General features: G+C 68.1%; 23 protein-coding genes. 11 read left to right on the top strand and 12 right to left on the bottom strand.

The window, feature by feature from the left end; genetic code table 11:
• Nucleotides 1–79: 79 nt before the first annotated feature.
• Both F0U60_RS43085 and F0U60_RS43080 read right to left on the bottom strand, forming a co-directional pair.
• On the bottom strand, nt 80–703 hold the full coding sequence (locus tag F0U60_RS43085; RefSeq protein WP_395808889.1) for an RDD family protein: 624 nt from the start codon (nt 701–703) through the stop codon (nt 80–82).
• A gap of 32 nt (nt 704–735) precedes the next feature.
• Nucleotides 736–1,515, bottom strand: a complete 780-nt coding sequence (locus tag F0U60_RS43080; RefSeq protein ID WP_395808887.1) for a LytR/AlgR family response regulator transcription factor — start codon at nt 1,513–1,515, stop codon at nt 736–738.
• Nucleotides 1,516–1,620: 105 nt separating this feature from the next.
• On the opposite strand from F0U60_RS43080, the gene F0U60_RS43075 reads away from it, so the two are divergent.
• On the top strand, nt 1,621–3,282 hold the full coding sequence (locus F0U60_RS43075) for a methyl-accepting chemotaxis protein (protein WP_395808885.1): 1,662 nt from the start codon (nt 1,621–1,623) through the stop codon (nt 3,280–3,282).
• A gap of 17 nt (nt 3,283–3,299) precedes the next feature.
• Here F0U60_RS43075 and pdeM read toward each other — a convergent pair whose 3' ends face one another.
• The 5 genes from pdeM to F0U60_RS43050 form a co-directional block, all read right to left on the bottom strand.
• On the bottom strand, nt 3,300–3,992 hold the full coding sequence (gene pdeM, locus F0U60_RS43070) for a ligase-associated DNA damage response endonuclease PdeM (RefSeq protein WP_395808883.1): 693 nt from the start codon (nt 3,990–3,992) through the stop codon (nt 3,300–3,302).
• Nucleotides 3,962–6,520, bottom strand: coding sequence for a ligase-associated DNA damage response DEXH box helicase (locus F0U60_RS43065; protein ID WP_395808881.1), 2,559 nt, complete (start codon nt 6,518–6,520; stop codon nt 3,962–3,964). Before F0U60_RS43065 ends, pdeM begins: the two co-directional genes overlap by 31 nt.
• Complete coding sequence (locus F0U60_RS43060) at nt 6,507–8,102, bottom strand: ATP-dependent DNA ligase (protein WP_395808879.1); 1,596 nt, start codon at nt 8,100–8,102, stop codon at nt 6,507–6,509. Before F0U60_RS43060 ends, F0U60_RS43065 begins: the two co-directional genes overlap by 14 nt.
• A 3-nt stretch (nt 8,103–8,105) precedes the next feature.
• Nucleotides 8,106–9,131 (bottom strand): ligase-associated DNA damage response exonuclease, encoded by a 1,026-nt coding sequence (locus F0U60_RS43055; RefSeq protein ID WP_395808877.1) that lies wholly within the window; start codon nt 9,129–9,131, stop codon nt 8,106–8,108.
• A gap of 97 nt (nt 9,132–9,228) precedes the next feature.
• On the bottom strand, nt 9,229–9,504 hold the full coding sequence (locus F0U60_RS43050; protein ID WP_395808875.1) for a hypothetical protein: 276 nt from the start codon (nt 9,502–9,504) through the stop codon (nt 9,229–9,231).
• Between the two features lie 251 nt (nt 9,505–9,755).
• Here F0U60_RS43050 and F0U60_RS43045 point away from each other — a divergent pair, with 251 nt between their 5' ends.
• The gene (locus F0U60_RS43045; RefSeq protein WP_395808873.1) at nt 9,756–10,934 is read left to right on the top strand and encodes a hypothetical protein; all 1,179 of its coding nucleotides are present in this window, start codon (nt 9,756–9,758) and stop codon (nt 10,932–10,934) included.
• Nucleotides 10,935–10,936: 2 nt separating this feature from the next.
• On the opposite strand, the gene F0U60_RS43040 is transcribed toward F0U60_RS43045, so the two are convergent.
• The 4 genes from F0U60_RS43040 to F0U60_RS43025 form a co-directional block, all read right to left on the bottom strand.
• Nucleotides 10,937–11,716, bottom strand: coding sequence for an ROK family protein (locus F0U60_RS43040; RefSeq protein ID WP_395808871.1), 780 nt, complete (start codon nt 11,714–11,716; stop codon nt 10,937–10,939).
• A 162-nt stretch (nt 11,717–11,878) separates the two neighbouring features.
• Nucleotides 11,879–13,291: a glycosyltransferase gene (locus F0U60_RS43035; protein WP_395808869.1), complete on the bottom strand. Its 1,413-nt coding sequence runs from the start codon at nt 13,289–13,291 to the stop codon at nt 11,879–11,881.
• Between the two features lie 22 nt (nt 13,292–13,313).
• Nucleotides 13,314–13,778, bottom strand: coding sequence for a CoA-binding protein (locus F0U60_RS43030; RefSeq protein ID WP_395808867.1), 465 nt, complete (start codon nt 13,776–13,778; stop codon nt 13,314–13,316).
• 121 nt (nt 13,779–13,899) lie between these two features.
• The gene (locus F0U60_RS43025; RefSeq protein ID WP_395808865.1) at nt 13,900–14,760 is read right to left on the bottom strand and encodes a hypothetical protein; all 861 of its coding nucleotides are present in this window, start codon (nt 14,758–14,760) and stop codon (nt 13,900–13,902) included.
• Nucleotides 14,761–15,844: 1,084 nt separating this feature from the next.
• Between F0U60_RS43025 and F0U60_RS43020 the strand changes: the two genes are divergently transcribed.
• Nucleotides 15,845–17,029, top strand: a complete 1,185-nt coding sequence (locus F0U60_RS43020; protein ID WP_395808863.1) for a type II secretion system F family protein — start codon at nt 15,845–15,847, stop codon at nt 17,027–17,029.
• Between the two features lie 30 nt (nt 17,030–17,059).
• On the opposite strand, the gene F0U60_RS43015 is transcribed toward F0U60_RS43020, so the two are convergent.
• Complete coding sequence (locus F0U60_RS43015; RefSeq protein ID WP_395808861.1) at nt 17,060–18,106, bottom strand: sensor histidine kinase; 1,047 nt, start codon at nt 18,104–18,106, stop codon at nt 17,060–17,062.
• 379 nt (nt 18,107–18,485) lie between these two features.
• Here F0U60_RS43015 and F0U60_RS43010 point away from each other — a divergent pair, with 379 nt between their 5' ends.
• The 8 genes from F0U60_RS43010 (at nt 18,486) to F0U60_RS42975 (ending at nt 25,834) form a co-directional block, all read left to right on the top strand.
• The gene (locus tag F0U60_RS43010) at nt 18,486–19,964 is read left to right on the top strand and encodes a DUF2380 domain-containing protein (protein ID WP_395808859.1); all 1,479 of its coding nucleotides are present in this window, start codon (nt 18,486–18,488) and stop codon (nt 19,962–19,964) included.
• Entirely contained in the window at nt 19,961–20,431 is a 471-nt protein-coding gene (locus tag F0U60_RS43005) for an NUDIX hydrolase (RefSeq protein ID WP_395808857.1), read from the top strand. Before F0U60_RS43010 ends, F0U60_RS43005 begins: the two co-directional genes overlap by 4 nt.
• 22 nt (nt 20,432–20,453) lie before the next feature.
• Nucleotides 20,454–20,924: an NUDIX hydrolase gene (locus F0U60_RS43000; RefSeq protein WP_395808855.1), complete on the top strand. Its 471-nt coding sequence runs from the start codon at nt 20,454–20,456 to the stop codon at nt 20,922–20,924.
• A 22-nt stretch (nt 20,925–20,946) separates the two neighbouring features.
• Nucleotides 20,947–21,417 carry an NUDIX hydrolase gene (locus F0U60_RS42995; RefSeq protein ID WP_395808853.1) on the top strand — a complete coding sequence of 157 codons (471 nt, stop codon included), beginning with the start codon at nt 20,947–20,949 and terminating at the stop codon, nt 21,415–21,417.
• A 422-nt stretch (nt 21,418–21,839) separates the two neighbouring features.
• Nucleotides 21,840–23,360: an IS21 family transposase gene (gene istA, locus F0U60_RS42990; RefSeq protein ID WP_395825442.1), complete on the top strand. Its 1,521-nt coding sequence runs from the start codon at nt 21,840–21,842 to the stop codon at nt 23,358–23,360.
• Nucleotides 23,361–23,505: 145 nt separating this feature from the next.
• Nucleotides 23,506–24,264 (top strand): IS21-like element helper ATPase IstB, encoded by a 759-nt coding sequence (istB, locus tag F0U60_RS42985; protein ID WP_395806235.1) that lies wholly within the window; start codon nt 23,506–23,508, stop codon nt 24,262–24,264.
• Nucleotides 24,265–24,435: 171 nt separating this feature from the next.
• Nucleotides 24,436–25,446, top strand: a complete 1,011-nt coding sequence (locus tag F0U60_RS42980) for a restriction endonuclease fold toxin-2 domain-containing protein (RefSeq protein WP_395808851.1) — start codon at nt 24,436–24,438, stop codon at nt 25,444–25,446.
• Between the two features lie 16 nt (nt 25,447–25,462).
• A complete protein-coding gene (locus F0U60_RS42975; protein ID WP_395808849.1) occupies nt 25,463–25,834 on the top strand; it encodes a hypothetical protein in 372 nt (123 codons plus the stop codon).
• Nucleotides 25,835–25,863 lie beyond the last annotated feature (29 nt).

The following is a 25,863-nucleotide window of genomic DNA, read 5'->3' as shown; positions in this document are numbered from 1 at the left end:
TGGGATGGGGGGTTCCACTCCCCTTCCCAGTGTCGTCGGGAGGCCGTGGCTCCGCGGCCTCCCGCCCGCGTGTGCTCCGTCAGCGCGCGTGCTTGTTCACCGTGACGACCTGGGTGTCCGCGATGTGATCGTGGAGGCAGCGGCGATCGCTGGTGAAGATCATCAGTGCGTCGACGATGTCGAACAGGCCGCAGGTGGCGGAGTTGATGAGCACCGGCACCAGGTTGCGCAGGAGGATGAGTCGGCCGAGGTCGATTCGGCTCCCGTCGGTGCGGACCACCTGGATGCCCAGCATGCGCTTGCCCAGGCTCTGGCTCGTCGTGGCGAGCAGGTAGAGCTGGTAGCCGATCATCCCGAGGCTCCCCAGGAACCCCAGGAGCATCAGCAGGAAGACGACGCTCGTTCCCTCCTCTCGCGTAACCCCGGCCACCATGCCTCCGATGAAGGCCGTGACCATCACGGGGAGGACCACGGAGAAGCGGTCCACGAGGAGGGCCACGAAGCGGGTGCCCGGATCCGCCAGCTGGTGCTGCAGCGGGACACAGCTGACGCAGTAGTCCTGGCGGTCGCTCCCCACCCGGAGGCACAGGTCGCAGGCATAGCTGCCGCACCGAGTGCAGATGGTGGCGGCCGGGCGATCGGCATGGGTGGCGCAGAGCGCGCCCGAGCGCTGGGGGACGGTGGGGTCTGGCTGCTGATACATGCGCGCATGTTCGCAGCCTCTCCTTCGAGGCCTCAAGCCCCGGGTTCGTCCTCCAGACCGCGGCGCAGACCGAGCATCCGGCGCAGCTCGCGTGCGGACTGGCGGCTCACCTCCACCGTGTGTCCACGCGCAGTGCGTGCCATGTAACCGCCCGTCTCAAGCGGCTCCAGCCGCGTGACGTGGGCGAGGTTGACCAGGGCGCGTCGATGTACCCGGTAGAAGCCCTCGGTGGGCAGCCGGTCCACCAGCTCCTGCAGGGAGAAGTCGGTGAGGTAATCCCCCTGCGAGGTGAAGACGGTGACGAGCTCGTCCTCGAGCGTGGCGTGGGAGATGGTTCCCGGGTCCACCAGCACGATGCCCTGGCGGGTGGGAATGGGGAGCCGAGCGAGTGGGCGCGCGAGCTGCTCGATGGCGGAGCCCTTCGCTGGCTCGGGAGCCTTGGCCGCGAGCCGAGCGCGGACCCGCTCCAGCGCCTTCTGCAGGCGCGAGGCCTCCACGGGCTTGAGGACGTAGTCCACGGCGCCGTGCTCGAAGGCCTCCACCGCATGGTCGGCGTGGGCGGTGACGAAGATGACGTGGGGGCCTCCCGCGGGGAGCAGCGCGAGCGCGTCCATGCCGCTCAGGCCAGGCATGTGAATGTCGAGCAGCACCACATCCATGCCGCCAGCCCGCACCGCGTTGAGCACGGCCTCGCCATCGGCCGCCTCGCCGCTCACGGTGACATCAGGGAGGGCCGCGAGCAGGCGCGTGAGGCGCTTGCGGGCGACGAGCTCGTCATCGGCAATGAGGACGCGCAGGGGAGGAGGGCTCACGGGCGCCAGTGTAAGCGAGCGCGAGTCAACGCTCCATGGGGGCCCCCCCGTGCGCGGCGTTGCGCTCGGCCCCTATCCTCGCGGGCATGTGAACGGGGGTACACCATGAGGACGCTGTCCATCCAGCACAAGCTGTTCCTCTTGCTGTCGCTGTCGACGGGGCTGCTCATGGGGCTCTGGGGGACGATGTATGGGATGAGTGAGCTCATCCGCCGCGACCACACGGCCCTCTCCCATGCGATGGCGATGGCCAAGTTGCTCGATGAGGCCGGCCACCTGCTTCAGCAGCTCGACAGCTCCGGCAACCACCTGCTCGAAGGGCGGAACGCGGTGGGCGAGCTGGCGGAGTTCGAGAAGTCCGTGGGGGAGTACGCGAGCCATTTCCAGAAGGTTGAGGCGGCGTTCGCGTCCTCCGGGCCGGAGCTGACGCGAATCCTGGAGCAGGTGAGGCACGAGGTTGAGCTCATGCGCTCCCACGCCCAAGCGATCCTGCTCGCCGCGCGGGAGCGGGATGCAGCGGAGCGAGCAGGAGAGCGCGCTGCCGTCGAGTCCGCCATCGCCCAGGCCGGGCAGCAGATGGCGATGATGGACCAGTCCTTCAGCCGCGCCGCCCAGCTCTTCCAGCTCGCGGAGACAGCCCAGCGCGAGCGCGAGAAGGGGCTCGTGGAGGCCGTGGCTCACTTCAGCGCGCAATGGGTTCCCTGGACGCTCGTGGTGCTGTTCGTCGCGCTCCTTGTGCTTGTCGTGTTGGGCCTGACCACCGTGCGCTCCGTGGTCGCCCCGCTGCGGACTGCCGCTGACGTGCTGACGGAGATCTCCCGGGGCAACCTGGTCCGGAGGATTGAGGTCGGTTCAAAGGACGAGGTGGGGGTGTTGATGGGGGCCGCGAGTGAGATGCTCAGCTACCTCTCGCGCATCATCGGGGAGATCCGCACGGGTGCGCAGGGCCTCGCGTCGGCCGCCAGCCAGCTCTCCGGGACGTCTCAGGCCTTGTCGATGGGCACGCGCGAGCAGGTCGCCTCGGTTGAGGAGTCCACCATGAGCTTGTCCCTCATGCGCGCCTCCATCGAACGAACGGCGAGCAACAGCCAGCTGATGGAGCAGATGGCGCTGCGCGGCGTGAAGCACGCCGAGGCGAGTGGCAAGGCGGTGGAAGAGACGGTGGGGGCGATGAAGACGATCGTCGAGAAGATCTCCATCATCGATGACATCGCCTACCAGACGCACATGCTGGCGCTGAATGCCGCCATCGAGGCGGCACGGGCGGGCGAGCACGGTCGGGGATTCGCCGTGGTGGCGGCCGAGGTGCGCAAGCTGGCCGAGCGCAGCCGGGCGGCCGCACAGGAAATCCTGGACGTGGCGGGCTCCAGCATGAAGGTCGCCGAGAGCTCGAGTGCACTCCTCGAAGAGCTGGTGCCCTCCATCCGCCAGACGGCCGAGTTGGTGCAGGACGTGGCAGCCGATTGCGCCGGCGAGTCCCAGGCGGTGATGCAGATGAATCAGGCGATGCGGCAGGTGGACCAGGTGGCTCAGTCGAGCGCATCGGCGGCCGAGGAGCTCTCGGCTACAGCGGAGGAGGTGGCCACGCAAGCCGAGGCGCTGCGGCGACTCGTGGCGTTCTTCCAGGTCGGGACGGAGGAGGAGGAGCCTCCTTCGCGTCCCTTCCTTCCCTCGCGCTCTCCGTTGATGGCGGACCCTGGGTTCGTGGTGAGCGGGGAGGTCGGCCCTCACGAGGGACTGATGCGCTCACGAAGCACGGGCACCTGAGCCGTGTGAAGAGGGAGTCAACCTCTGGCCCGGTGGGTCGAGCGCCACGAGCGGGGATGCGGCACCTCCACCACGGCGTCACCGGCGATGGCGAAGAGGCGCTCGCCGGAGCGCGGGCGGATGTCCATGCCTCCCGTGAAGGCGCTGAAGGCGGGTAGCACGCCCACTTGGGCGCCCAGGTGGAAGCAGGGCAGGCGCAGCCGGTCCGCTCCAGTGCTCAGTCGCACGGTGGGGTGGAGGTGGCCCGCCCAGACGTAGCGCCCCTCGGCGGGCTCGGGGTGGTGGGCGAAGCGGAAGGGGCCCTCGTCGAGGTGCGGCTCCACCAGCGACATGCGCCACGCGCCAGGCAGTGCGTCCAGGTGCCGGTCATGGTTGCCGCGCACCAGCACCATCTCCACGTCATGGCCGGTGCGCCAGGCAGCCACGCGCTCCACCACCTCGGCTGTGAGGCCCCGGCGCGAATGGATGAGGTCTCCCACGAGCAGCAGCCGCCGTGCCCCGGTGGCGCGCAGGGCCGCGGAGAGGCGGGCGAGGTCGTCTTCCAGGACCTCGGGGGGCAGGGGAATGCCGTGCTGGTGGAAGCTCTCTGGCTTGCCCCAGTGCAGGTCCGCCACCGCGAGCACGCTGCCTCCAGGCCAGTGGAGGGCTCGCTCGGGACGTAGCTCCAGCTCGGTGCCGCCTAGGCGGACAGGGAGTCCTCGCGCAGCCATTTCTCCTTCATGCGCTCCACCCGATCCACCAGGGACTCATTGGAGAGGGTGGCGCCGATGCGCTCGATGACGAGCGGGAAGCCCAGCGGCGTGGGCCGTGGGACGTGAATGCACTCGAGCGGCGAGCGCTCCAGGCGCTCCAGGGTGCTCACGAGCCGCACCTGCTCGAAGTGCTGCTCCAGCACCTCGCGCCGTGCCTGGGCGAGCAGCAGGTGGTCCGGCTCGTAGCGGGCGAAGACGTTATAGAGGAGGCCGGCGCTGGCCTGCACCTGCCGGGTGGACTTGCGCGCACCAGGCAACCCCGGCATCACCAGCCCCGCCACGCGGGCTACGTCGCGGAACTGACGCCGCGCCAGCTCGCCAAGGTTGACGCTCTCGAGGATGTCCTCCACCAGCCGCTCGCGGGTGAAGAGCGCGGGACGCAGCGCGTCCTCGAAGGGGAAGGGCGAGGGCGTGAGCAGCTCCAGCCCGTAGTCATTCACCGCGAGGCTGAAGGTGGCCTTCTGCAGCCGGGTGAGGCGCAGGGCGAGCAGCGCGGCGAGTCCCTCGTGCACCAGGCGGCCCTCGAAGGGGTAGAGGAAGAGGTGGTGGCCCTCTCGGGTCTGGCACAGCTCGGCGAGGCAGGCGTCCTGGGAGGGCAGACGGGACAGGCGGGCCTGGGCTTCCAGCACGGGACGGGCCGCTTCGAGCTCCGCGGTGTCGAGGCGGCCCTCGCGAGCGGCGTGGAAGGCGCGGCGCACAGCGGCGGCCAGCGAGCCGGAGAGGGGCAGACGTCCGCCGCTCCAGCGGGGCGTGGCCGAGGCGCGCTCCTTCGCGGCCTTCACGTAGGCGGTGAGGTCCTTCATGAGGCGGAACTCGAGCCGCTTGCCGGCGAAGAGGAAGGTGTCGCCGGGGCGGAGTCGGCTCACGAAGGACTCCTCCACCGTGCCGAGCCGGGCGCCCTTCAGGTAGCGCAGCTCCACGGTGGCGTCCGAGGCGATGGTGCCCACGTTGAGGCGGTGGAGCCGCGCCATGCGCGCGTCCGTCACCACGTATCGGTCCTCGAGCTGTTGGACGCGGCGGAACTGCGGATAGGCGCGCAAGGTGGGGCCGCCCTCCGTCACGAGGAGGAGGGTGCGGTCGAAGTCCTCCTCGGAGAGGTCGCGGTAGGCGAGCGTGTCGCGCACCTCGGAGATCAGCTTGTCGCGGGTGAAGCCCCCACCGAGCGCGCAGGTGACGAGGTGCTGGGCGAGCACGTCGAGCGGTTGGCGGAGAGGGGCGCGGGGCTCCACCTCACAGTGAGAGAGCGCCTCGCGGGCGGCGGCCATCTCCACGAGCTCGAGGGCATGGGTGGGGACGAAGAGGAGGTTCGCGGTGGCGCCGGGGCGGTGGGCGCTGCGGCCGGCGCGCTGGAGGGTCCGGGCGATGCCCTTGGGACTACCCACCTGCACCACGCGCTCGACGGGACCGAAGTCCACCCCGAGGTCCAGCGAGGAGGTGCAGACGACGAGGCGCACGCTGCCGTCCTTGAGGCCGCGCTCCACACGCTCACGGGCCTCGCGGTCGATGGAGCCATGGTGGAGGGCGAGGACGTCCTCCCACTCGGGGTGGAGGAAGCGGAGACCTTCGTACCAGCGCTCGGCCTGGGAGCGGGTGTTGGTGAAGAGGAGGGTGGAGCGCGCGGGGTCGAGCCAGTCGGCGGCCTTGCGCAGCATGGAGAACCCGAGGTGCCCGGCCCAGGGGAAGGCATCAACAGACTCCGGGAGGAGGGTCTCAATGCGGACGGGCCGATCGAGCCCGGCGCGAATGAAGGAGGGAGTGACGTGAGGACCCACGGCAGCGCGAGCGGCCTCATCGAGATTGGCGAGAGTGGCGGAGAGGGCCCAGGTGCGCAGACCGGGAGCGAAGCGACGCAGCCGGGCGAGAGCGAGCTCCACCTGGGTGCCGCGCTTGGAGCCGAGGAGCTCATGCCACTCGTCGATGATGACGCAGCGGAGCGTGGCGAAGAGCTCATGCGCACGCTCGTTGCACAGAAGGAGGGAGAGGGACTCGGGGGTGGTGATGAGGACTTCGGGGAGTCGCTCGCGCTGACGTCGGCGGACAGAGGAGGAGGTATCTCCGGTGCGGCTCTCGACGTTGATATCAACATCGAGGACGGACAGAGGAGCATTCAACGCGAGCTCGATGTCACGAGAGACGGCGCGAAGCGGCGTGACATAGAGGACCTGCAAGCCCTTCTGTCGATGATGAGCGACCTCCGCGAGGGGGCCGATATAAGCGGCATAGGTCTTCCCGGCGCCGGTGGGGACATGAATGAGACCACTCGCGCCACGGGAGTAGGCATCCCAGGCCTGAAGCTGAAAGGGAAAAGGAGCCCACCCCTGAGAACGAAACCAAGAAAGGATTCGCTCCCTGACGTCCACAGGAAGAGAAACTCGAGTTAAACCCTCTCCCTCTGGGAGAGGGGACGGGGGTGAGGGTATAGACTGAACTCGAGTTCCCCCACGAGGACCCGTGGGCCCGCCCAGGGAGCGCCTACGCGGGGGCATGAAGCAACTCCTTCAACTGCTCGAGCGAGTCCGCGTCACGAGGGGTCTTATCCGAGCGCCACCGAGCGATGCGAGGGAACCGCAAGGCAATGCCGGACTTATGACGAGGAGATGCGGCAATCCCCTCGAAATGGAGCTCAAACACCTGCACAGGGTCTACAGAACGAACGGGTCCAAACTTCTCGCGGGTATGGGCGCGAATCCACCGGTCGAGCCGCCCAATCTCTTCGTCGGTGAGTCCCGAATACGCCTTGGCGATGGGCAACAACTCCTCGCCGTTCCAGACGGCGAAGGTGTAGTCGGTGTAGAGCGAGGCACGACGCCCATGACCGGGATGCGCGTAGAGCAAGATGGCATCCACGGTGAAGGGATCGATCTTCCACTTCCACCAATCCCCGCGCTTGCGGCCGTGCAGGTAGGGGGACTCGAGCCGCTTGAGCATGAAACCCTCGACGTTGCGAGACCGGGACTCCCGCCGGACCTCCGCGAGAGACTCCCACGAGGGCGCATCAATCGCGGGTGACACAGGAAACATCGGCCTGTCGCGGAGCAACGCTTCCAGCCGGGCGCGGCGCTCGCGGAGCGGGAGCGAGCGAACATCCAGCCCCTCCTGCTCGAGCAGGTCATACGCCATGAAGGCGGCAGGGGCCTCCGCGAGCACCTTGGAGGTGAGCTTCTGCCGCCCGATGCGACGCTGAAGTCGACTGAAGGGCAGCGGCTGCCCGTCAGCATAGGCGAGCACCTCGCCATCGAGCACCGTGCCATCAGGCAGAGAGGCCGCGGCCTCAGCGATCTCCGGGAAGCGCTCGGTGATGAGCTCCTCGCCGCGGCTCCACAGAAAAACACCGCCTTGCCGACGGATGAGCTGACCGCGGATGCCATCCCACTTCCACTCGACGAGCCAGCCCTCGCGCTCGCCGAGCTGCTCCACGGGCTGCTCCAGAGGGCTGGCCAGGTAGAACGGATACGGGCGCGAGCGGTCACCATCGGAGACATCCGGGGCGATGAGCTGCTCGAAGAAGGCGCGAGAGGGGGCCCAGGTGCCCATGAGGCGGTGGGACACGGAGGCCGGAGGCAACCCCGCGTGCTGCGCGAGCGCGCGGACCACGAGGGTGTCGGAGACACCGACGCGCAGCTCCCCGGTGAGCATCTTGTTGAAGAGGAACAGCTCGCGGCGGGGGAGCACATGCCACCAGCCGGTGACGCGCTCACGCTGCTCGGGGAGGGAGAGCCCGGCCAGAGGCAGCAGACGCTCCTCCAACCAGCGGGACAGGGGCAGCTCCTCAGGCTCACGGGGCCGCTCGTTCTGATCGAGCAACAGCGCGATGACCTCGGCGAGGTCGCCCACCACGGCATAGGTCTCGTCGAAGAGCCACTCGGGAGTATCCGTCAGCTCGCGGATCCACTGGCGCAGGGCCTTGGGGGCCACGAGTCGCTTCAGTCTGCGACCCGTGAGGAAGAACAGCCCCCACGCGGCGTCCTCGGGAGGCGTGTCGCGGAAGTACGCCACCATCGCCTCCACCTTGGCGTTGGTTGAGGTAGTGGAGTCGAGCGCATCGTAGAGGTCGGCGAGCCGTCGCACGGGTCAGTCCTCCGTCTCGCCCTCGAAGGGGGTGGAGAGTGGCGCCGCGTCGATGCCCTGGTGCTCGCGCAGGTAGCGCGCGAGCGTGTCGCTGGAGCCATGGGTGACGAGGACGCGCGAGGCGCCCGTCTCCTTCGCGGTGCGCAAGAGGCCAGGCCAGTCCGCGTGGTCGGAGAGGACGAACCCGCGGTCATAACCCCGGCGGCGCCGGTTGCCGCGCACGCGCATCCACCCCGAGGCGAAGCCCGTCTCATGCTCGCCGAAGCGGCGCATCCACGTGGAGCCAGCGGCGCTGGGCGGAGCCAGCACGAGCGCTCCGGCGTAGGAGGTGCCCTTCTCCATCTCAGACACGGGGCGGGTGGGGAGCATGCGGACACCGGCCTCGCGGTAGCACTCCACGAGCGCATGCGTGGCACCGTGAACCAGCACCTCGCGGTCCGTGAGCCGGGCGAGCTCCGCGAGCAACCGCTGCGCCTTGCCCAGCGCGTAGCAGAAGAGCACCGAGGCCCGGCCCGCCTCGTGGTTGCCGTCCCACCAGCGCAGCACCTCCTCGGCGATGAGCCGCGTGTCGTCCCAGCGGTAGATGGGGAGCGCGAAGGTGGCCTCGGTGATGAAGGTGTCGCAGCGGACGGGCTCGAAGGGCGCGCACGTCGGGTCCGGGTCTCGCTTGTAGTCGCCGGACACGACCCACACCTCGCCCCGGTGCTCGATGCGGATTTGAGCGCTGCCCAGCACGTGGCCCGCGGGGTGGAAGCTGACCGTCACCTCGCCGAGGGACAGGCGCTCACCGTAGCCGAGCGTGGAGATGTCCGCGTCCGCGCCCAGGCGCTTGCGCAGCAGTCCCAGGCCGGGGCTCGCGCCGAGGTAGCGCTTGCTGCCCCACCGCGCATGATCGCCATGGGCGTGGGTGATGAGGGCGCGTTCCACGGGCCGCCAGGGGTCGATGTGGAAACCCCCCGCCGGGCAATGAAGCCCTTCGGGGGTCACCGTGACGAGCGGCGGTCTGTCGAGCGAAGGCGAGACGTTCATCCGGGCCCTTTGGGATAACGGTCACGGCGAGGCACGACCACGGGAGGACGGGCCTGCCCGGAGTCGCCTCTTCCCTCGCCTGCTGGGGAGCCGGGAGTCACTCCTCGTTCGGCTCACCCCGAGCACCCGGCGCACCCCGCTCACCGCGTCCGCCGTGCTTGTCGTACTCCTCGGACAGGCCCTTCTCGAGGCTGCTGCTGTTCCAGGGCACGCCGACCTCGGAGCGCTGGCCACCATTCTGTTCGGTTACGTCGTTGAGATGCTCGGCCCGGCCCTCGGCGGGAACCCGGTCACCGTGCTCCTCGGGGTCCTTCTGCTTCGCCGGGTCCAGGGGGATGCCCATGGGCCGCTCGAGAAATTCCTTCTTGTCCATGGCGTCGCTCCATTCGTGAGTGCCTGCCTTCATCGTGTGCATCGCGACGTGCGTCGGGGGGTGGACGGCTGGGGCTCCAGGGGCCGGAGGGCGGGCGAGCAGGAGGGCGGAGCGTTACCCGCGGGCTTCCCACTTCCCATGTGATGGATGGATGGCAGAGGTGCGCGGGCCGAAGCCAACGCGGCGTGAAGGTGTGCATCCGCGGCGTATAGATTCGTCTTCGAGCGCGAGGACTCGCCACGGGGGAAAAGATGACGCTCGCTGAACGCTTGTGCGACGAAGCCCGTGCCCACCAGGCCCAGCTCGAGGTGCTTCCCTGTTTCCAGGCCCTCGCGTCGCGGAGCCTGCTTCCCGAGAGTCATCGGGCCCTGCATCAAGCCCTCGCCCTCCTGCATCGGGATTTGACGTGGGCGCTCGCCGCCGCGTCGCATCCCGCCCTGGTCGCGGCCAGCGCGGAGGACCCGCCGCTCCATCCGCTCCTCGAGCCTGGCCTCATCCACGAGCCGCCCCAGGAGGTGCTCCAGAGCCCTGTGCTCATCCGAGCCATCGCGCTCGGGGAGCGGATGCGTTCCGCGGTCCACCGGGAGCCCCTGTCACTGCTCGGCTACCACTACGCGTTGCAACTGGCCCCCTTTCCGCTTCCGGGCACTACCCCTTGGCATGAGCTCACGCGTTTGCTGGAGGGCGTGTCCCTCGAGCCCGCCGAGGAAGACGGGCTCGTCCACGCTGCATCCGAGGCTTTCGCCCAGGTTCGGGAGCTGCTCGACGCGCTCCATCCTCCGCGCGAGCTTCCGCCCGCCTATTGGCTCAACCGTGATGCCGGGAGCCACCCCATCACCGCGGACGTCGACGAGCTGCGGGCCGCCGTCCGCGCTGCTGAGACTTCATGGGAGGAGTTCCCCTATTACGCGTGGCGCTATGGCGAGCACGGTCGTCACTTCTCCTGGAGCGACAGCGCGTGGTTGGTGATGCTCGGACGCGAGTCCGACGATGCGGTCTGGAAACATGTCTCCTGGTTGGGTCGGCTCTTGGCCGCCCGTGGGATGCCGCGTCTCATGCTCGAGCGACACCTGCGGGTGCTCCACCAGGAGCTTGTCCGCGCGAAGCCCGCGCTCCAGGAGGGGGACGGTGTGCTCTCGCGAGTGGCCGAGCGCATGGCCGGGGAGCGACGTCGGTTCATCGACGACGAGACGATGTGCTCCCTCGCGATGGACTTCGATATGCGCGTGGGGCCCGAGTGGAGCCAGCGGTTACGGCGCACGGGCGAGCTGCTGGTGGCGGCTGTGGCGGACGAGTGCGGAGGCCTGGCCCAGGCCGTCCCGAGCCTCTCCGCGTGGATGTGCGAGCCCTCGCGCTTTCCCACCGTGTGGATCCACGCGGTCGAGGACACGCTCGTGCGGGCACGCGCGCTCTGTCGGATCCCCTCCTGAGCTCAGCGGGGGAGCGGCTCGTCTTTCCAGAGCGCGTTACCGCCCAGGAGCCCGGCGATGTTCTCGGTGAGCTTCACGTTCTTGGGGAGCGGGAAGTCGACGAGCCTGGCGTTGCCCCCGCCCAGGTAGATTTTTTGTGGGTTGAAGATGGGTTGGACCTGCTCCAGCACGCGCTGCACGTGCTTGTTCCACTTCTTCTTGCCGACCCGCTTCAGCGCGGCATCGCCCACGTACTCCTCATAGGTCTTCCCGTGTCGGAAGGGGTGGTGGGCAAGCTCGATATTGGGCACGTACTTGCCGTCGACGTAGAGCGCGCAGCCCAGGCCGGTGCCCAGGGTGAGGACCATCTCCACTCCGCGCCCCTCGATGACGCCGAACCCCTGCACGCCAGCGTCGTTGAGCACGCGGGTGGGGCGGCCGGTCGCCTTGGACAGCGCCTGGGCGAGATCGAAGTCCTCCCAGCTCTTGTGGAGGTTGTGGGCCGTCTTCGTCACGCCTTCCTCCACCACGCCCGGGAAGCCCACGGACACCCGCTCGAACTTGCCGAGGGGCTTGATGAGCTTCATCAACGTGCGCATCACCGCCTGGGTGGTGGCGGGCTTCGGCGTGGCCACGCGCTGGCGCTCGGAGAGCGGCGTTCCATCTGGCCCGAGAACGAGCGCCTTGAGTCCCGAGCCTCCGATGTCGATGGCCAGGGTCCGGGGCCCGGAGGCTGAAGAGGAGGACTCCCGGGGCGTCTTCTTGCGGGGAGACGGGCGAGGGGCAGCTGCTGCGCGAGGCATCCATTCCTCCAGCGGTGGAGGGCCAGTGTAGGGCCCAGCGCTCGGACGGCAACGGGTCCGTCATCGCTGGAGGACGGGCGCGTATGCGAGCGGACAAGTCGGGGAGACCTCGGGGAGGGGCCGCATCAGGCGCGCGGCCTGCGGCACCTGCCCACCGGTTCCTCATGCGGAACGAGAGGTGGTGCTGCCCGAGGGGTCTCCGAGCGATGCGAGCAGCGAGGCGAGCCCCTCGTGCGTGAGGGAGCGGGGTGCTCCGTCGGGGATGCGCAGCGGAGCGCGGCGCTTCGCCAGCAGTGCGATGAGGGCCGCGGCCGTGCCCGTGCCATCGGTGGCCGCCAGGTGCTGGCGCAGGGCCTCGGCCCGGTCTCGGAAGCCCGGTTCCTCGCGGAGCCGCGTCACCGCCCGGAGGACCGCCTCCTGCGACAAGGACTGCATCGGCAGGAACAGCCCGGCGCCCAGGTACTCCACGCGTCGCGCGTTGTCGTGCTGCTCACCCCCCACTGGCACCACCAGCAGGGGCTTGCCCGCGGCGAGCGTCTCGTTCGTGGTGTTGTTGCCCCCATGGCTGATGACGAGCTCCACCTTCGGCAACAGGTCCACCTGGGGGACGCGGCGGAAGAGGAGCACGTTGGAGGGCAGCGGCCCGGAGGCGAGCACGGGGTACGCGGCCCCTCCACTGACGATGACCTGGATGCCCGGTGCGTCGAGTCCCCGGAGGATGGTGCGGAACACCTCTGGCTTGTCGTTGAAGACAGTGCCGAGCGACACGTAGACCTTGAAGGCATCCGCGCGCAGTTTGTCGAAGGGGAAGCCCTGGGAGTCAGTGCCCCGCCGGGTGGAGAAGCAGGGACCTACATAGAAGGTGCTCGGCCCGAGGCCGGTGCGCGGTGCCTCGATGGCCTCATGGCTCATCACCAGGTTGAGCCAGGGCGAGGCGGGCGAGCGCAGGACATCCTCCGGGCCCGGTTCCAATCCGAGCGCGCGCCGGGCCTTGCGCACCCGCTGGGCCAACTCCGCGAGCAACACCGCCTCGGCCGTTTCGGCGTGCCGCAACTCGGGGCCATCCGGAGTGCCGATCGGCAGGCCACTGCCCCAGGGCGGGATGCCCGGGCCTCGGAAGGGGAGGCCGCTGTGATAGACGGCCGCCCATGGCAGCCCCAGCTTCTCGGCGGCGAGGAGGGCCGGGTAGAAGGCGAAATCGGTGACCAGCACCTCCGCGGGTTGCCGCTCCAGCCGCCGGAGGATGTCCCGGGTGGTTGCCTCCACCCCAGCGGTGAACAGCTTCAGGGCAATCCGACTCTCCTCGTAGCCACTGCTCCGGGCGAGCCGGATGGCGTGGAAGATGACTCCGAGCGCCGGGCGGAGCCGTTCCAACGGCAGGCCGGCGCGCTCCACCATCGCGGGGACGTCCACCACGTTGTTGAGGATGTCCGGCCGCAACCGGAAGGGGAGCGCGGGTCCCCCGGGGATGAAGAAGCGCGTGCGGTGTCCGTCCTCCTTCATCCGCAGCGCAGTCGACAACAGCGTGTTCAGGTGACCCACCGTGGGGTGGCACAGGAAGGCGATGTCGCTCATGCGAGGGATGATGAACGAATGCTCAGGCCGAAGGCCAGTGTTGTCCCTGTTGCTCTGTCAACCGGCTGAGCTCGATCTTCATGCAGCGGTCCTGGACCACCTGGATGCCAGCGCGAGCGAGCTGCTCGGCGGCGGCATCGTTGCGGATACCGAGCTGGAACCAGACGGCCCTGGGCTTCTTGGCGAGCAGGTCATCCACGTGCGGGCCGATGTCCTCCGGTTTGCGGAAGACCTCGACGATGTCGATGGGGCCGGGCACCTCGGCGACGGAGTGGTAGGGCTTCTGGCCGAGCACCGTGGGGCCCACGTCCTTCACGGGCACGGGGATGATGTCGTAGCCGTGCTTCTGGAGGTACCTGGGGACGGCGTGGGCGGGCTTCTTGTCCTCGGCGTCCGACTTGATGCCGAGCACTGCGATGCGCCGGGAACTCTCGAGCAGCGCGTGGATGCGAGCGTCATCCGTGAGGAGATTGTCCTTCCAGTTCATGGCGGGCTCCGGGAGCAGGGGGAGAGACCGCGCGGATCGCGCAACCGAGAAGGTAGTCATGGGAGCATGACCTCCCGCCTGGCTCGTGCCCGCCTCCTTGCTCACCGACCGTGAACGAGAATCACGCGTGGGGGCCTTGGGCAGGGGGGCACTCAAGGCCTCGCGCAGCCGCGGCGTCAGGAAGTCGAGGAAGGCCCGAACGCGTCGAGGCATGTGGTGGCGCAGCCTGATCGATGGTTCCGTGGATGTCCCCTCTCCCTCTGGGCTGAGGATTGCACACGCTAGGCAGGCGGGGGGCGGCGGAAAGGAACTGGGCAAGGGAGAAGCCCGCGACGTAGTCGCGCAGCCGTTCGTAGCCGCGCCAGAGGACGAGCCAGCCCGGAGGGCGCTTCTGCGGGTTGGCCATGTAACCGCCCAGGGCGGCGATGAGCAGCAGGGCCTGACGAAGCGTCAGCGCCCCTTGCAAGGGCATGCGTGGAGAGAGTTGGGGTGCCATGGCTTGGAGCACTTGCACCTCGGCCGGAGCCAGCACTGCGTCGGCGGGCTCATCCGGGAGGGTACGGCTCAGGGTGCGCAGGCGCAGCAACTTGACGGAGGTCAGCAGGGTGAGGGCGAGCAGGTTCTCCAGGTGCTCGCGTGCCTCGTGCTGACGCCCCTCCAGTCGGCAGCCCGTCTTCAGGGCCTTGTGCAATTCCTCAATGCCCCACCTCTTCTGGTAGGCCGTCACTGCGCCCCAGGCCGCCTCCTCACTTTCAATGGGCGCGTTGCTCAGCAGCAGCCACTCCACGGCTTTCTGTCCCTGTGGCGGCGCCTCTTCGCGCACCAGTACGCCCACACCCGCACCGGCTGCCCACCCTGGCGCCCGGGGGCAGCAGCGTGAGGGGGCATAGCGCAGCGACAGCGTGGCGTCGCGTGCCGTGCGCGCCACCCTGTCGGCCCGGGCTGGCTGGGCCGACACGTGCAACGGCCGGCTGCCCACCACGGGTAACCCTTCCAGGGTGGCCCACAGCTTCCCCCTTCCCCCTCCACTCGCCTGTCCTGGCCGGCGCGCACCAGCAGCTGAAAGCCCTCGCCGGTCGCGCGGGAGAGCAACTCGAAAATGTCTCCTTCGGCGTCGATGATGTGCAGCAGCCGCCCTGGCTCTCCCACGCGCTCTTCGGCCTCCACCAGGGCCCGCCACCACAAGACGCTCTCCTTCTGCTCGAAGGGCCGCTGCTTTCTGCTCTTGGCCTTGCCCCTTTGCGCGGCCGGGCGCTCCAGGTGCACGCTCCCAGCACTCCAAAGGCGGCGCCGTCCGTCTGCACCACCAACGCCGTCTGCACGAAGAAGCCCTGACAGACGGGTTGCCCACCTGTCCTACCCCGCTCATGGACAGGTGACTGAGTTCCACCTCGGTCCGGTCGTGCACGCACAGCGCCACTTCTCCCGCCAGCCCTTGTGCCACCGCCTTGCCCACTGTCTGGGCCGCCGGCTCCAGCAGCCTCTGGAAGCTGACGTCTTCATTCTCCACCATCCGGTAGGCCCCCATTCGCTCCGCCCGGCTGGTGCCCAATCGATTGAGGGTGACCCCAGGCTGCCCCTCCATCAGGTGAAGGGTGTGCAGCAGCCTGTCCCTCAGCCACACCTCGTCCTGGGGACCGAAACTCCCGGCCGGATAGAGAACCTCGTACGTCAGATACAATGCGGCAGCGTCCATGGGCTGCCTCCCTATCGGACCCTACCGCTCAAGTCATGCGCCTTCCTGCTTGCCCACCCCTTGCTCCCTCTCTCCCTCTGCGTGTGCATTCTTCAGCCCAGAGGGAGAGGGCTAGGGTGAGGGTATATCCCTTCCCGTGTTCCTGAATGGGAAGAGCACGAGCTCCCGCTCACCGAGGTTCCAGCTCTTCACCTGTCCGGGCCGGAGGGCCTCGGAGGGGCACGCGAGGTACCAGGAGCGCAGCCGAGCTGGCTCGGAGTGAAGCACTGGGTCCGTCCACGCCACGACATTCACCGCCATGGGCCGACCCTACTGGAATGCTCCCCGAGTGGTCTAACCTGAGGCGGTGTCAGCGCGAGAAGGCAATCCCATGAACAAGCCACAGCCTCCCCGGACAGCGTCTTCGTCCTCCCCTGTTCGTCCCCAGGCCGGGGCTCCGGTCCGCGACGGCGTGCGCTCGGCACTGCGAGCCGCCCCGGCCCACGAGGAGCGTGACTGGTTGGCCCGGGCGTGGGCACGGCACCCGCTCGTGGCGATGGTGCGGCACCGGCCGCGGCTCACCTTCTTCCAGGGGCTGCACCGGATGATCCGCGCGGGGCTGGGCCTGCCCATCGCCTTCTCGGAGCTCTCTCGTGGCGCGGCGAGAGACCCCTTCCGTCGCGCCATCGCCCAGGTGGGCGAGGCTGTAGCCGCGGGCTCCAGCCTGGCCGATGCGATGCGGCGGCATCCTCGCTGGTTTGATTCCCAGACGGTGGAGTTGTTGGGCGCGGCGGAGGCGTCAGGAACGCTCGAGTCAGCCCTGGAGCGCATCGTCGAGCAACTGGAAGAAGCGCAGCGCATGCGCTGGCGCGCCGTCTCGCTCTGCGCCTATCCGGCCTACCTGCTCGTCGCGTTCGTCCTCGGGGGCGCCCTGCTGGACACCGCGGGGAGCCTCAGGGTCTCCGGGCGCGTGGACGACATCCTTGGGACGTTCCTCTCCCATTTCGGAAGCAATGTGCTGCAGGTGGGCTCGGCAGGGGTGGCGGCGTTCCTGGCGCCCCTGGTGCTGGCGGCTCCGGGCATCGCGCCCTTCTGGTCGGAGTTCCGCATGCGCGTCCCCCTGCTGGGCCGCGTTCACCGTGAGCTGCAGGCCAGCCGCTTCAGCCTCGTGCTGGGCGCGACGCTCGGGGCGGGCCTGGAGGTGGGGCGGAGCCTTCAGATGGCGCTCGAGGCCACTGGGCACGAGCGGCTTCGTGCGCGCGCCAACCTGGCCCTCCATCGCCTTCGCACCGGTGCCTCCCTGACGGACGTGGTGGAGTGGCTCGACGTGTTCGATGGGGAGTCGCTCCAGCGCCTGGCCACGGGGGAGCGCACGGGGGACCTGGAGCCCATCCTCACGGGGTTGTCGCGGGAGCACTTGGACACCGCGATGCGCTGGCTGCGGACGTTGATGTTCGTGGTCATCGCCCTGCTGTCGGTGTTCCTCTTCGCCACCAACATCGGCAAGGTCGTGCAAATCCAGGGCGGCTACCAACGTCAGTTGGGAGAGCTGAGCGATCAACTGGAACGCGGGTGAGGCCGTGACGAAAGGCGTTCCATCTCCGGCTCAGGTGACGATGCCGGGCACGGGGCCGCAGCGGGGCAGGGTGACGGTGACGCGGGTACGAGCTTCCTGGCTGTCGAGGGCGAGGCTCGCGCCGCCAGCGTAGGCGAGGGCGAGCCGGCGCTCCACGGTGGGCAGGCCACTGCTGCCCTCACGAGGCCCCTTGGAGGCACCGGGGTTCTCCAGGGCGAAGAGGAGCGTATCGCCTCGGGTCTGGACGGAGAGGGAGATGGGGCCGCGGTGGCCGGCGGCGGGCCCGTGCTTCACGGCGTTCTCCGCCAGCGGCAGCAGGACGAGCGGCGGCACGGGGAAGGACTCCAGGCCGGGCTCCACCTGGACGGAGAGCTGGAAGAGCTCCGGGTCGCGCAGCAGGTGCAGCTCGAAGAGGGTGCGTACCAGCTCCAACTCGCGCTCGAGGGGCCAGGTGGCGGCGCGCACGCCGGCGAGCACACTGCGCAGCATGGCGGACAGCCGCAGCACGGCGGCCTCGGCCACGGCACCATCCGTCTGACACCACTCGGCGATGGCGTTGAGCGTGTTGAAGAGGAAGTGCGGGTCCAGGTGGCTGCGCAGGGCGAGCAACTGCGCCTGTTCAGCCTCCAATGCGAGCCGGGCGGCGCGAGCGCGCTCGCGGGCGAGGCTCTCTTCAAAGCCGATGTCCCGGCCCAGGCCCCACCCACCCACGAGGAAGAGGGCCATGCAGATGGCGAGGCTGTAGCGGTCGGTGAGGAAGGTGGGCCCCATGCCGATCAACTTGGGGAGCACGACACCCGCGGACAGCACGACGCCCACGCCCACGGTGGCGTAGAGGAGCAGGCGGATGCCGCCGTGGCTGAAGTCGAGGCCCTCGGGGAAGATGACGCGGTAGGACACCGGGGCCACCGCCACGCACAGAGCGCACAGCAGGATGCCCAGAGGGCCAGCCAGCGGCTCGTAGCTGAAGCGGGCCTGGGCGGCCACCAGCGGCACGCTGATGAGGACGATGGGGAGCAGCCGCCTGGGCACGAAGAGCGCCTTGAGGGTGGCACGGACGATGGAGCCTTCGTTCATGACGGACCGGGGGGAGCATACCACCCGGGGTCGGGCCCGGGCGGTGAGGCTCAGGAGCGGGCGTGTTGTGTCCCGGTGACGCCGAGCGCCAGCGCGCCCACCAGGAGGAACGGGAAGAGGAGGACAGCCAGGGGGACGAGCAGGGCACGGCGGGGCGAGGCCATGGTGTGCTCCAGAGGGGAGGGGGTCATCTGGAGAGTGTCTCGTCCGCCCCTGACATGGGGGACCGAGCCGGCGAGCGGTCGGAAACCGGAGGTGAACGGTCTCCCGGGCAAGCCAGGTCCAACAAAACCGAGGCCGGTTCTCCGCCTGTGCTTTCTGGGATGTCCGGATTGGTCTGAGGTGCCCGCTAGAGTGGGAGTCCCCATCGGAGGCGCTGATGACGTCCACGCTGCTGGTGCTGCGCACTGACTCGTCCAAGGCCCTATGTGCGGGCCTGCTGCTCGCCATGGCCCTGCTGTCCGCCGGCTGTGCGTCGCTGACGCCACCGCCCGGTCGAGGGATGCGCTTGCACTACACGCCGCACGAGGCCGCCGGGCCTGCATGGGCGGACGGGCCGAGCGAGAAGTCTCCGCTCGCCCACGCCTCCCCGCCCAAGCCCGACGGTGCGGTGCGGCAGAGGGCCCTCGCGGCCCAGTTGGCGTTTCGCGGTGCCCTTCGCGAAGTGTCTGGTTCCGCCCGCCGCATCTCCGGTGAGCTCACCCGGCTCAAGGCCAGTGGCAGGGGCCTCGCCAGGGGAAACGGTGTCTTCCTCTGCTACGCCGACTACGGCGCTGCGCAACTGCGATGGATGGAGGTTGAGCTTGCCGCTGCCACCCGGCTGGCCAACGCTGCTTCGGAGGTAGAGGACCCGGACATGCAGCTCGCCCTGCTGCGCGTGGCCGGCCCACGGCTGGAAGCCGCCCTGGTGGGCTCGCTCCTGCTCGCCGTCTGGCTCGACTTCCTCAACCTCGCCGATGTCGCACTCAAACAGCACCGCTACCCCGTGGAGACGCTCTTCGCGGACATGGGGCGCAGGCAGGAGATGCTCGAGCCCGCCATGACTGCGCTCTCCTCCCGGGAGCACGAGCAGGTGGAGGCCGCGGCACAAGACATGCCCTCGCTGGTGGGCCACCTCACGGACGAATTCACGGCCACCGTGGGGAGAATGCGCGTGGCGGCGGAGAACCTCCAGAAGGTGCTGGTGCTCAAGGACGCCATCGAGACTGTCACGATGCTCTCGACGATGAGGTTCTCGCTACACTCGGCACCTCCGTCCGCTCCCGCCCTGGTGGGCATTCGCCTGGCGGTAAGCGGCGATGGCGTGATGATGGGCACGCGGATTGTCATGTCCGCCGAGTGGGTGGAACTGGTGCGCCAGTTGGTGCGAGCGGGCGTCCTCTCGCTGCCCGTCGTCAGCGCCGCTGTGCGGATTCAGGCGGGCCAGGTGATGCTGGCGCAGGCACATGGCGAGCTGCCGAGGGGCGTGCGCGACGCGCTGGGTGATGGGCCCGAGGTGGGGGCCATGCACGAGACGGGCAAGGTGGGCGCCGGTATGGCCGAGCCACCGCGGCACCACGTCATGCCCAAGGAGTTCCGCGAGTGGTTCGAGAAGCGCGGCTTCACCGGCGAGATGGATATTGATGAGTTCTGCGTCAGGCTGGAGCGAGCGCACCACGAGGCCATTCACGGTGGTGGCAACTGGAAGCTGGGGCGCACATGGCCCGGTGAATGGAACCGGATGATCATGGAGACGCTGTACGAAGCCGAGGCCGAAGCTGGCCGGATGCTGACGCGGAACGAGATCCTGAAGAACGTCGCGAAGCGTATGAGGGACTATAAAATCCCGATGAACTTCACCCGCTGGAGAGGACGATGAGCGACGGACGTGCATGGCAGGGCAACGTGAAGGCGCGCCTGTATGAGCGGGTCCGCGAGCGCGGCTATGATTCGCTCACCGCCTTCGCTGAGGCGCGCCCTGCCGTCCCGTTGTACTTGCTGGCCGAAGAGCTTGGAAAGGACGATGTAGCAGCAGTGCAGGTGTTGAGCGGGTTGCTCGCTGAGGCCGAGCAGCGTAAGCAGGTCACGCGCTTCGTTCGCGACGTGCTTGTGCGCGAATTGTCCGAGAGTCTCCCGAAAGGCTGGCCGGCCGTGTTGGACGACGCAAGCCGTGGAGAGGTTGCCATGGCGCTCGGCACGTGGACCGCCTATACCCCAGAAACACATAAGGAACGTGTTAGGCAGGCCCGGGCAGCGCTCCGCGCCTCGCCACCGCCGCCCGGCTGGCGCCCCCTCGGGCCCGACGACGAGTTGCTACTCACACTCCTGCCCGACGAAGAAGCTTGAACTTCACTCGCTGAAGAGGACGATGAGCGACGGACGTGCGTGGCAGGGCAACGTGAAAGCGCGCCTGTACGAGCGGGTCCGCGAGCGGGGCTACGACTCGCTCACCGCCTTTGCAGATGCGCGCCCTACCGCCTCACTGCTGGAACTGGCCGAGGAGCTTGGTCCGGACGACGTCGCAGGAGTGCAGGTGTTCAGTGGGTTGGTCGCCGAAGCGGAGCGGAACAATCAGGTCACGCGCCTTGTGCGCGGACAACTCGTGCGCGAATTGTCTCAGCATCTCCCAAATGGCTGGCCGGCCGTGCTGGACGACGCAAACCGCTTCGAGGTTGCCCATGCACTTGGCGCGTGGATTGCCTTCACCCCAGAAACCCATAAGGAACGTGCCAGGCAGGTCAGGACAGCTCTCCTCGCTATGCCACCGCCACCCGGTTGGCGCCCGCTCGGACCTGACGACGAGCTGCTTCTCTCATTTCTACCCGATGAGGAAGTCTGAACTTCATCCCGTGGAGAGGTGCATGACCGACGGAAGTGCTTGGCAGGGCAATGTGAAGGCGCGCCTGTACGAGCGGGTTCGCGAACGGGGTTACGATTCGCTCACCGCCTTTGCAAACGCTCGCCCCACTGCCTCTTTGGTGGCGCTGGCAGATGAGCTTGGGAGGGATGACATCGCCGGAGTGCAGGTGTTGAGTGGGCTTTTCGCCGAGGCCGAGCAGCGTAAGCAGGTCACACGCTTCGTGCGCGATGTGCTCGTGCGGATGTTGTGCCAGAGTCTTCCAAACGGCTGGCCAGCCGTGCTGAACGACGCCAACCGGTTCAAGGTGGCCAAGGCGCTTGGCTCGTGGTTTGCCTACACCCCTGAAACCCATAAGGAGCGTGCCGATAAAGTCGGCGATGCACTCCTCGCCACGCCGCCACCGCCCGGGTGGCGCCCGCTCGGACCTGACGACGAGCTGCTTCTCTCATTTCTACCCGATGAGGAAGCCTGAGCTTCCTCCCCGCTCAACGCGCGAGCGTGTCCACCAGCACATTGGCGTTGCGGATGCAGTCAGTGAGGCCCACGCCCTTGTAGGCATTGCCGGTGAGGTACAACTCGGGCCAACTGAGTCGGCGCAGCGCCCTCTCGGTCAGGGTCTACGTCCATGAGAATCATCCTTTGTTGCTTGGGGCTTCTGTTCGCTGCGTGCACCGGACCATGTGGAACACCGATTCCGGGGCAAGTGGAACACTGATTCCGGAGCATGTGGAACGCCCATTCCGGCCATGTGGAACACCGATTCCGGGGCAAGTGGAACGCACTCTGGAAGTAGGTGGCAGGATGGGAAACCCAGTGGAGCGTTGACGGTGCTGGACGAGCCGCCGCCTCTGACCTCCCCTCAAGGAGGTGTTGATGGCGGCAGAGAGGCTGTCCATGCGCAAGCTGAGAGAGTTGTTGAGGCAGAGGTTGGAGCTGAAGCTGTCGGTGCGGGAGATTGCCCGGAGCCTGGGAATCGGCGTGGGCACGGTCAACCGCTACCTGTACCGGGCGCAGGCGGCGAAGCTGACGAGCTGGCCGCTGCCGCCGGAACTGGACAACGACACCGCCCTCACGGCGCTGCTGTTCGCGGATGAGGGCAAGGTGGTGGCGAGCCGGCCCGAGCCGGACTGGGCGCATGTGCACGCGGAACTCAGGCGCAAGGGCGTCACCAAGTTACTGTTGTGGCAGGAGTACCGGGAGGAGCACCCGGAGGGCTACCAGTACAGCCAGTTCTGCGAGCGCTACGCGCGATGGGCCAAGAGCGTGAGCGTCACCATGCGCCAGGAGCACCGGGCCGGGGAAAAGTGCTTCATGGACTTCAGCGGCGATGGGCTGCAAGTCCACGACGCGGTGAGCGGCGAGGTGCGGGTGGCGAAGCTGTACGTGGCGGTGCTGGGGGCGAGCAACTACACGTACGTGGAGCCCGTCTTCAGCGAGGACGTGGGCACGTGGGTGGGGTGCAACCAGAGGGCGTTCGCGTACTTCGGAGGGGTGCCGGAGATGGCGGTGCCCGACAACCTGAAGGCGGCAGTGACGCGAGCCAACCGGTACGAGCCGGACATCAACCCCAGCTACGCGGACATGGCGCGGCACTACGGCTTCGCGGTGGTGCCGGCGAGGCCGCGCAAGCCGCGGGACAAGGCGAAGGCGGAGAACGGGGTGCTGCTGGCCGAGAGGTGGATTCTGGCGGCGCTGCGCAACCGGCGCTTCGCCTCGCTGGGTGAGGTGCGCGAGGCGGTGGCGGAGCTGCTGGAGAAGTTGAACACGAGGCCCATGCGTAAGCTGGGCAAGAGCCGCCGGCAACTCTTCGAGGAGGTGGAGAGGGCGGCCCTCAAACCGCTGCCGGACAAGCCCTACGAGCTGGCGCACTGGAAGAAGGCGCGCGTCAACGTGGACTACCACGTGGAGCTGGAGGGGCACTGCTACAGCGTGCCGTACGGGCTGGTGGGGCAGCAGGTGGAGGTGCGCTACACGCCCTCGTGCGTGGAGGTGTTGCTGGGCGGCCGGCGCGTGGCCAGCCACGTGCGCAGCCAGCAGCGCGGAGGCTTCACCACGCTGGCCGAACACATGCCCAAGAGTCACCGCGCACATGCGGAGTGGACGCCGAGCCGGATTCTCTCGTGGGCCTCCACGCTGGGCCCCAGCACGGCGGCGCTGGTGGAGGAGCTGATGAAGCGCCGGCCCCACCCCGAGCAGGGCTTCCGCTCGGCCCTGGGCGTCATCCGTCTGGCTGAGCGCCACGGGCCACAACGCGTGGAGAAGGCGTGCGCCAGGGCCGTGCGCCACCGCGCCTACAGTTACAAGTCCGTGGCCGCCATCCTCCAGCACCACCTCGAGGAGATGGAGTCGGCACCCGAGGACAAAGGCCCGCTGCCCGCGCACGAGAACGTGCGCGGCGCCGACTACTACCACTGACACTTCCCGCGCCCGGCCACGGTGCGCGGACAGAGCTCCGCGGTGCCAGCCTTCGCGGCCCGGTGCCTCGGAGTACGCCTGCGCGCGCCCTTCGGGCGCGCTCCGGCGCGGCAACACCCAACAACCCCAACGAGGAGAAGAGACGATGCTGGTGGAACAGACGCTGGAGAAGCTCAACGCGATGAAGTTGTACGGCATGGCCCACTACCTACGCACCTGGACGGAGCGGACAGCCGACAAGGAGGTGGGCCCGACGGACCTGGTGGGCCTGCTGGTGGATGCCGAGTGGGTGCACCGGGAGAACAAGAAGCTCACCTCGCGCCTGCGCACCGCGCGGCTGCGCCAGACGGCGTGCCTGGAGGACATCGACTACGGCCTGGCGCGGGGGCTGACCAAGGCCCAGGTGCTGGAGCTGTCCACCTCACGCTGGGTGGCGCAGGCGCAGAACGTGCTGGTGACGGGCCCCACCGGCGTGGGCAAGAGCTTCCTGGCGTGCGCGCTGGGACAGAGGGCGTGCCGCGACGGTTACGGCGTGGTGTACCGCCGCGCCTCGCGTCTCTTCGACGAGCTGGCGCAGGCTCGTGCCGACGGCACCTACCCGCACCTGCTGCGCAGGCTCGCCAAGGCCCAGGTGCTGATTCTCGACGACTTCGGCCTGGAGCCCCTGGGCGCCAGCGAGCGCAAGGAACTGCTGGAAGTGTTGGAGGACAGGTATGGCTCCGGTGCCACCGTGGTGACCTCCCAGCTTGATACGAAGGACTGGCACGCGGTGATTGGCGACGCCACCGTGGCCGATGCCATCCTCGACCGGCTGGTGCACAACGCCCATCGCCTCAAGCTCACCGGCGACTCGGTGCGCGACCCGGAAAGGAATTTGACCCGGTCCAAGAAGGGGGCGAAGTGAACCCCGGCCAGCGTCGCTGACGCTCCGACTGTTCCACATGGCCGGAACGGGTGTTCCACTTCGCCCGGAATGGGTGTTCCACTTCGCCGGAATACGCAGTTCGCCGTCCCCGCGTTCGCCAACCCAGTGGAGGATGGGCTTTGCCATGCGCGATCCCAGCCCGTCGAGACGATGGAGAAATCGGAGAAGCTCTGCCGTTCCTTCGTACGCGCTCTGGGAAGGCTGCCTGGGGAGACGATGAAGGAAGTGCAGGTGATGTTGTCTCCCGAGAGTTTGGCGCTCATGGGGACGATGACCACGGCATGGCTTGGTACCCAGGGCATTCCCGTGCTCGGTCAGGCCGTGGATGCGGCGCTGCTGACGCTGGGCGTTGTGATGGCTGCGGCGCAAACGGCAGCGGTGAAGGACTCGCTGTGGCATTACGTCGAGTACGCAACCGGTGCGAGGGATGAGGCGGGCCTCGACACGGCGGCGACGCACCTCGCGCGAGCCGTGGCCGTCGTGGGCGTGAGCGTCGTGACGTTTCTCCTGGTGAAGAAGCTGCCCGGCAAGGTGCAGAAGAGGCCAGGGCCACGCGAGCCACCCTCCTTACCCCTGCCCAAGCCCGTGTTGGTGGCTGTTGGCGAACCCGCAGGCAACTCCGCAGGCGTCATTCCGGGAGTCGTGCCAGAGACGGGGAGGGTGCCCGCGTTGGCAGCCTCGGGGGCACGCACGGCAGGCGGGGTGGTGCCGACGAAGGGCATGAAGCCCAAGAAGTTTGACCTCAAGGCCTTCAAGGAGTGGCTTGGAAAGGCGAACTGGCGGCCCGCCCGAGAGGACTCAGCGGCTTACAAGTATCAGCGCAAACATGCGGGGCCTGAGGAGATTCATGTTTCCGGAGGTGGAGAGGAAGTCTGGGCGGACGGTGCCCGCCTGGAAAAGGCGAGGCTGCTCGAGGTCAAGCACGTGGGCGATGCCGAGAAAAGCCCGTTTATTGCTGGCTCGAGGTGTGGCGAGACTGCTCGAACCATGATTCTGGACGCACTCATGGACGAGTTCGCGCGATACGCCGCAGTCATCAAAGACCCCGATACTCCCGTTATGGGGCTGGAGGTGATTGTCAACGATGGCAGGGCTGTTCCCCTCTTTGAGGCACTCCTGACGAAGTTCGGCATTCCTGGTGAGGTTATCGTTCGTCCCTGAGACGAGGAGATGGCGAATGAAGTTCTTCATCATCGCGGAAGACGAAGGCTTGCCATCCGCATTTGATTTCACTTCCAGCCTGAACGCGAGATGGCCCGGCGCCACGGTGAAGCAAATCTCCAATCCCGAGAGGAACTACGCCTTGGAGTTCTATGTCCCCATGGCTGATTCTCGACTGGAGGGGTTGCTTCACAAGAAGAGGGGCTCCATGACGTTTGAAGGTGTCCCTCTTCGGGAAGTTTCAGAGTTCGTCCAGTGGTGCCGCTCCCTCGTACCTTCTCACGTGTCCCTCCTTTTTTGTGACGAGAGCATGAATGGTGAGGTGAAGGTGACTCCGGCGATGACAGCAGAGCAAATCCTCGAAGCATTCCATGCAAGTGGAGGGTAGATGTGTATTCCGGCTGGGCAGGGGCTGCG

It is taken from the genome of Archangium minus (assembly GCF_044360475.1).
In the GTDB taxonomy this organism is placed as follows: Bacteria; Myxococcota; Myxococcia; order Myxococcales; family Myxococcaceae; genus Archangium; species Archangium minus.
The sequence above is the reverse complement of the archived record's forward strand: the minus strand, read 5'-3'. Positions and strand labels throughout refer to the sequence as shown.